The 6889-nt window shown below is 71.7% G+C and carries 7 protein-coding genes; all 7 read left to right on the top strand.

Annotated elements, in window-relative coordinates; all coding sequences use genetic code 11:
• Window positions 1-64 precede the first annotated feature (64 nt).
• Window positions 65-922 (top strand): orotidine-5'-phosphate decarboxylase, encoded by an 858-nt coding sequence (gene pyrF, locus KN815_RS21965; protein WP_216343654.1) that lies wholly within the window; start codon window positions 65-67, stop codon window positions 920-922.
• A gap of 204 nt (window positions 923-1126) precedes the next feature.
• Entirely contained in the window at window positions 1127-1450 is a 324-nt protein-coding gene (locus KN815_RS21960; RefSeq protein WP_009713618.1) for an integration host factor, read from the top strand.
• A 48-nt stretch (window positions 1451-1498) separates the two neighbouring features.
• Window positions 1499-2065 (top strand): guanylate kinase, encoded by a 567-nt coding sequence (gmk, locus tag KN815_RS21955; RefSeq protein ID WP_216343653.1) that lies wholly within the window; start codon window positions 1499-1501, stop codon window positions 2063-2065.
• 58 nt (window positions 2066-2123) lie between these two features.
• On the top strand, window positions 2124-2384 hold the full coding sequence (gene rpoZ, locus KN815_RS21950; protein WP_020867048.1) for a DNA-directed RNA polymerase subunit omega: 261 nt from the start codon (window positions 2124-2126) through the stop codon (window positions 2382-2384).
• A 128-nt stretch (window positions 2385-2512) separates the two neighbouring features.
• Complete coding sequence (gene coaBC / locus KN815_RS21945) at window positions 2513-3721, top strand: bifunctional phosphopantothenoylcysteine decarboxylase/phosphopantothenate--cysteine ligase CoaBC (protein ID WP_216343652.1); 1209 nt, start codon at window positions 2513-2515, stop codon at window positions 3719-3721.
• A 307-nt stretch (window positions 3722-4028) separates the two neighbouring features.
• Window positions 4029-5237, top strand: a complete 1209-nt coding sequence (gene metK / locus KN815_RS21940) for a methionine adenosyltransferase (protein WP_216343651.1) — start codon at window positions 4029-4031, stop codon at window positions 5235-5237.
• 102 nt (window positions 5238-5339) lie between these two features.
• Window positions 5340-6889, top strand: a 1550-nt coding sequence (locus KN815_RS21935; protein ID WP_216343650.1) for a primosomal protein N' family DNA-binding protein, incomplete at its 3' end; no start/stop codon positions are given.

Below are 6889 nucleotides of genomic sequence, written 5' to 3'. Positions count from 1 at the left end.
GGGGCTCCGCCCCGGACCCCGCTCCTCAAACGCCGGAGGGGCTGAATTTCCTGAGGAGAGACCAATGACGACCCCCACCCCCTTCGGCGCGCGGCTGCGCGCCGCCATGGACGCCCGCGGCCCGCTGTGCGTCGGCATCGACCCGCATGCCTCCCTGCTCGCCGACTGGGGCCTGGGGGACGATGTGGCGGGTCTGGAGCGGTTCACAAGGACCGTCGTGGAGGCCCTCGCCGAGCGGGTCGCCGTCCTCAAGCCGCAGTCGGCCTTCTTCGAGCGGTTCGGCTCGCGCGGCATCGCGGTGCTGGAGCGGGCCGTCGCCGACGCCCGGGCCGCCGGGGCGCTGGTGCTGATGGACGCCAAGCGCGGCGACATCGGATCGACCATGGCCGCGTACGCCGCCGCCTATCTGGATCCGGCCTCCCCGCTGTTCTCGGACGCGGTCACCGTCAGCCCCTACCTCGGCTTCGGCTCGCTGCGCCCGGCGCTGGACGCGGCGCGGGCGGCGGGGGCGGGCGTCTTCGTGCTGGCGCTGACCTCCAACCCGGAGGGCACCGAGGTGCAGCACGCGGTACGGCCCGACGGCTCGACCGTCGCGGCCACCGTGCTGAGGGCGCTCAAGGACGAGAACGCCGCCGAGGCCGCCGAGGGCCGCCTCGGCTCGTACGGCGCGGTCGTCGGCGCGACGCTGGGCAGGGCCCCGCAAGAGGCGTGCGTCGATCTGACGATCGACGGGCCGCTGCTGGCCCCCGGCATCGGCGCCCAGGGCGCGACCCCCGCCGATCTTCCCTCGGTCTTCGGCCCGGCGATCAAAAATGTCGTTCCGAGCGTCAGCAGGGGGGTGCTCCGGCACGGTCCGGACGCCGCGTCGCTGGTCGCGGCGGCCTCCCGAATGGCTGAGGAAGTGCGGGCCGTGGCCGAATAACCCGGCTATTTTGTCCGTAAATGTCCGAGTCGAGCGAGTCTGACCAGGACTTTTCGTCTGTTCTCGCTGACTGGAGCGGGATCGGCCGCTAGTCTCCGACGAGAGCGAACGCGCTGCTGCGTTGCGCGTTGCTCCCCAGGTGAGGGGCGACTAGGTTCCTCACCGGTCCATATCCGACAGTTCGACATCCGAGGTGACGTAGGCGTGGCTCTTCCGCCCCTTACCCCTGAACAGCGCGCAGCCGCGCTCGAAAAGGCCGCCGCGGCTCGCCGGGAGCGCGCCGAGGTCAAGAATCGACTCAAGCACTCCGGCGCGTCCCTGCACGAGGTCATCAAGCAGGGCCAGGAGAACGACGTCATCGGCAAGATGAAGGTGTCCGCTCTCCTGGAGTCCCTGCCCGGCGTCGGCAAGGTCCGCGCCAAGCAGATCATGGAGCGGCTCGGCATCTCCGAGAGCCGTCGTGTGCGGGGTCTGGGCTCCAACCAGATCGCGTCGCTCGAGCGTGAGTTCGGCGGCGCCGCAGGCTGACGCCGCCCGGCGTTTCCAGGCACTCCCGGGAACCTGGATAATCGCTCCATGGCAGCACACTCCGCACGACCGCGACTGACCGTGCTCTCCGGCCCCTCCGGGGTCGGTAAGAGCACGGTCGTCGCTCATATGCGCAAAGAACATCCCGAGGTCTGGCTCTCGGTCTCCGCCACGACCCGCCGACCGCGCCCCGGCGAGCGGGACGGCGTCCACTATTTCTTCGTGGACGACGGGGAGTTCGACAAGCTCATAGCCAATGGTGAGCTGCTGGAGTGGGCCGAATTCGCGGGCAACCGCTACGGCACCCCGCGTGAGGCGGTCATGGAACGCCTCGGTGCGGGCGAGCCGGTGCTGCTGGAGATCGATCTACAGGGCGCACGGCAGATCCGCGAGTCCATGCCGGAGGCGCAGCTCGTCTTCCTCGCTCCGCCGAGCTGGGAGGAGCTGGTGCGCCGGCTCACCGGCCGGGGCACCGAGGCGCCCGAGGTCATCGAGCGGCGCCTGGCGGCCGCTCGGACCGAGCTGGCCGCCGAGTCCGAGTTCGATACGACCTTGGTCAATACCTCCGTCGAGGACGTGGCGAATGAGCTGCTAGCCTTGATGCGAGTGGCTTGATCTTCGATTCACTCTTGCCATGAGGCGTAATAAGGAAGGCTAGAGAGTGTCCTCTCCCATGACCGCGCCCGAGGGGATCATCAACCCTCCGATTGATGAGCTGCTCGAGGCCACCGACTCCAAGTACAGCCTGGTGATCTACGCGGCCAAGCGCGCGCGGCAGATCAACGCGTACTACTCGCAGCTCGGTGAGGGCCTGCTCGAGTACGTCGGTCCCCTCGTGGACACCCACGTCCACGAGAAGCCCCTCTCGATCGCGCTCCGCGAGATCAACGCGGGCCTGCTGACCTCCGAGGCCATCGAGGGCCCGGCCCAGTAGGTTTCGATCGCTTCACCCACGGCCCGGCAGTGACTGCCGGGCTCGTGGTGTGTCATGGGTACGTGACGCGACCCGGCGTACCGTGACTGGACGTACGACGGACGACGTACCCGGTGGGGAGCCGAGCGATGGACAAGCCCAAAGTGGTCCTGGGCGTCAGTGGCGGGATCGCCGCCTACAAGGCGTGCGAGCTGCTGCGCCGCCTCACCGAGTCCGGCCATGACGTACGCGTCGTGCCGACCGCCTCGGCGCTGCACTTCGTCGGCGAGGCGACCTGGTCGGCGCTGTCCGGGCAGCCGGCGGCGACCGAGGTGTGGGACTCCGTCCACGAGGTGCCGCACGTCCGCATCGGCCAGTCCGCCGATCTGGTCGTGATCGCCCCCGCCACCACCGATCTGCTCGCCAAGGCCGCCCATGGCCTGGCGGACGATCTGCTCACCAATACGCTGCTCACCGCGCGCTGCCCGGTCGTCTTCGCGCCCGCGATGCACACCGAGATGTGGCAGCACCCCGCCACCCAGGAGAACGTGGCGACCCTGCGCCGCCGCGGCGCGGTCGTCATCGAACCCGCCGTGGGGCGGCTCACCGGTGTGGACACCGGCAAGGGGCGGCTGCCGGACCCCGGGGAGATCTTCGAGGTCTGCCGCCGGGTGCTGGCCCGCGGCGCCGAGGCGCACACCACCGATCTGGCCGGCCGCCATGTCGTGGTCAGCGCCGGAGGCACCCGAGAGCCGCTGGACCCGGTGCGCTTCCTCGGCAACCGCTCCACCGGCCGGCAGGGGTACGCCCTGGCCCGTGCCGCCGTCGCCCGGGGCGCGCGAGTGACTCTTGTCTCGGCCAACAGCGAGCTGCCCGACCCGGCCGGCGCCGATGTGCTGCGCGTGGGCACCGCCGCACAGCTCCGGGAGGCCGTGCTCAAGGCCGCCGCGGACGCCGACGCCGTGGTGATGGCCGCCGCCGTCGCCGACTTCCGCCCCGCGCACTACGCCGAGGGGAAGATCAAGAAGCGCGACGGCCAGGAGCCCGAGCCGATCGCCCTGGTACGGAATCCGGACATCCTCGCCGAGATTTCCGCGGAGCGCGCCCGCCCCGGCCAGATCGTGGTCGGCTTCGCCGCCGAAACCGACGATGTGCTCGCCAACGGCCGAGCCAAGCTCGCCCGCAAGGGCTGCGATCTGCTGGTGGTGAACGAGGTCGGGGAACACAAGACCTTCGGCGCCGAGACCAACGAGGCCGTGGTGCTCGGCGCCGACGGCACCGAGACGCCCGTACCGTACGGCCCCAAGGGCGCGCTCGCCGACACCGTGTGGGATCTGGTGGCCGACCGCCTGGGATGACCCCGGACCCGGGACCCCGGGCCTCGGGCGGCGTCCGGCGGGCCGCACACCGAGCCCGGCGGACGCCCTCGGCGGGGCCCGTACTGCGGCCGATCGGGCTCATGAGACGCCCCTGCCACGGCGGGGTGGGGCTGTATTTCGACTTGAGGCAAGGTATGTTCCCGGTCACGGGCCTGCCCGTTCTGTGGGACGGGGATGCTTGACCGGTGGACTTGCCGGATAAACTGGCCCAGGAACCGCACCGGGCGCAGCTCCCGAGCGGTCCGACCATGATCAGCCAGCAGCCGCTGCAACCCCAGGGAGCGATGTGTCCCGCCGCCTGTTCACCTCGGAATCTGTGACCGAGGGTCACCCCGACAAGATCGCTGACCAGATCAGCGACACCATCCTCGACGCCCTTCTCAAGGAGGACCCGACCTCCCGGGTCGCCGTCGAGACGTTGATCACCACCGGCCTGGTGCATGTGGCCGGCGAGGTGACCACCAAGGCGTACGCCCCGATCGCGACGCTCGTGCGGAACAAGATCCTCGACATCGGCTACGACTCGTCGAAGAAGGGCTTCGACGGCGCCTCCTGCGGCGTCTCGGTGTCGATCGGCTCACAGTCCCCCGATATCGCCCAGGGTGTGGACTCCGCCTACGAGCTGCGGGTCGAGGGCGATGAGGACGAGCTGGACAAGCAGGGCGCGGGCGACCAGGGCCTGATGTTCGGGTACGCCTGCGACGAGACGCCCGAGCTGATGCCGCTGCCGATCAACCTGGCGCACCGGCTCTCCCGCCGGCTGTCCGACGTCCGCAAGAACGGGACCATTCCCTACCTGCGCCCCGACGGCAAGACCCAGGTCACCATCGAGTACGACGGCCACAAGGCGGTCCGCCTGGACACCGTCGTCGTCTCCTCGCAGCACGCCTCCGACATCGACCTGGACTCGCTGCTGGCCCCCGACATCCGGGAATTCGTGGTCGAGCATGTGCTGAACAAGCTGGTCGAGGACGGCATCAAGCTCGACACCGAGGGCTACCGCCTGCTGGTCAACCCGACCGGGCGGTTCGAGATCGGCGGCCCGATGGGCGACGCCGGCCTCACCGGCCGCAAGATCATCATCGACACCTACGGCGGCATGTCCCGCCACGGTGGCGGCGCCTTCTCCGGCAAGGACCCGTCCAAGGTCGACCGCTCCGCCGCCTACGCCATGCGCTGGGTCGCCAAGAACGTGGTGGCCGCGGGCCTCGCCCAGCGCTGCGAGGTGCAGGTCGCGTACGCCATCGGCAAGGCCGAGCCGGTCGGCCTCTTCGTCGAGACCTTCGGCACCGCCGCGGTCGACGCCGAGAAGATCGAGAAGGCCATCTCCGAGGTCTTCGACCTCCGCCCGGCCGCGATCATCCGCGACCTCGACCTGCTGCGCCCGATCTACGCCCAGACCGCGGCGTACGGCCACTTCGGCCGCGAGATCCCCGACTTCACCTGGGAGCGCACCGACCGCGTCGACGCCCTCCGCGCGGCGGCGGGCCTGTAGGACCCCCGCTTTCGGTCACGGTTTCCGCGAAGGCCCGGACGCCCCTCGGCGTCCGGGCCTTCGCGTGCCTCGCTGTCCGTGCGGTCTGCTAAGACTTGATCTGTGAGCAGGGACAACGAGCGGCCGAAGGATCCGGCGGAGGCATCGGAGGGGGAGCAGCTCGCGCTCATTCGGGAGACCGTGCGCAAGGCCAAGGGGGAGCGGGCCAGGCCGCGGACCTGGCGGGGGGCCAAGCTGGCCGGGGAGCTGCCCGTGGCGCGGGTGCTGGTGGACAAGGGGCCGGTCCACCTCGACAAGCTGTGGGATTACGCGGTGCCGGCCGAGATGGCCGCCGAGGCCCGGCCCGGGGTGCGGGTGCGGGTGCGGTTCGGGGCCGGGACGGGGAAGGTGCGCGAGGGGCGGCGCGAGGGCGGTGGGCTGCTCGACGGGTACATCATCGAGCGCGTCGCCGAGTCCGAGTACCGGGGCCCGCTGGCCGCCCTCGCGCAGGTGGTGTCCCCGGAGCCGGTGCTGGGGCCGGGGCTGCTGGCGCTGTGCCGGGCGGTGGCCGACCGGTATGCCGGATCGCTCGCCGATGTGTTGCAGCTTGCCCTGCCCAAGCGCAACGCCCGCGCCGAGGGCGAGCCGTCATCGCCGCCGCTGCCCACGCCGGAGCCGCCCGCGCCCGGAAGCTGGGCGCGGTATCCGGCCGGGCCCGGGTTTCTGGAGGCGCTTGCCCGTGGTGACCGGCCGCGGGCCGTATGGACCGCGCTGCCCGGGCCGCACTGGCCCCGGGAGTGGGCCACCGCCGTGGCCGCCACGCTCGCGTCCGGGCGCGGCGCGCTCGTCGTCGTGCCGGACGGGCGGACCGCCGAGCGGGTGGACGCGGCGCTCACGGAGGTGCTCGGCGGTCAGGGGCGGCATGTGCTGCTCACCGCCGACCTTGGGCCCGAGGAGCGCTACCGCCGCTGGTTGGCGGTCAGCCGGGGCTCGGTCCGGGCCGTGGTGGGCACCCGGGCGGCGATGTTCGCACCGGTCCGGGAGCTCGGGCTGGTCGGGATCTGGGACGACGGGGACCGCAGCCACAGCGACGACCGGCTGCCCCAGCCGCACGCCCGCGATGTGCTGCTGCTGCGCGCCGTCCATGAGAAGACGGGCTTTCTGCTGGGCGACCTGGGCCGCACCGTCGAGGCCGCCCAACTGGTGGAGAACGGCTGGGCCCGGCCGCTCGAAGCCGACCGCGAGCAGGTCCGGGCGGCCGCCCCGCTGATCCGTACGGTCGACGAGGGCGAGGTGGCCCGGGACGCGGAGGCCCGCGCCGCCCGGCTGCCCACACTCGCCTGGCAGACCGTACGGGAGGCGCTGACCCGGGGCCCGGTGCTGGTGCAGGTGCCGCGCCGGGGCTACGTCCCGAAGCTGGCCTGTGAGCGCTGCCGGGAGCCCGCGCGCTGTGCGCACTGCTCGGGCCCGCTGGCGGCGCGGGACGCGGAGCACCTGGTGTGCGGATGGTGCGGGCGGGACGAACCCGCCTGGCACTGCCGTGAATGCGGAGGCGTCCGGCTGCGGGCGTCCATAGTCGGCGCCCGGCGCACCGCCGAGGAACTGGGCCGCGCCTTTCCGGCCGTGCCCGTGCGCACCTCCGGCCGTGACCATGTGCTGACGTCCGTACCCGA

Source organism: Streptomyces niphimycinicus, from assembly GCF_018883605.1.
GTDB classification, from domain to species: Bacteria; Actinomycetota; Actinomycetes; order Streptomycetales; family Streptomycetaceae; genus Streptomyces; species Streptomyces niphimycinicus.
Note: the sequence above shows the minus strand (reverse complement) of the source record. Positions and strands in the feature narration are given on the sequence as shown.

Excerpts from the sequence above, each read along its gene's own strand:
- pyrF (WP_216343654.1), top strand. The coding sequence starts at position 65 with ATGACGACCCCCACCCCCTTCGGCGCGCGGCTGCGCGCCGCCATGGAC.
- gmk (WP_216343653.1), top strand. The coding sequence starts at position 1,499 with ATGGCAGCACACTCCGCACGACCGCGACTGACCGTGCTCTCCGGCCCC.
- rpoZ (WP_020867048.1), top strand. The coding sequence starts at position 2,124 with ATGACCGCGCCCGAGGGGATCATCAACCCTCCGATTGATGAGCTGCTC.
- coaBC (WP_216343652.1), top strand. The coding sequence starts at position 2,513 with ATGGACAAGCCCAAAGTGGTCCTGGGCGTCAGTGGCGGGATCGCCGCC.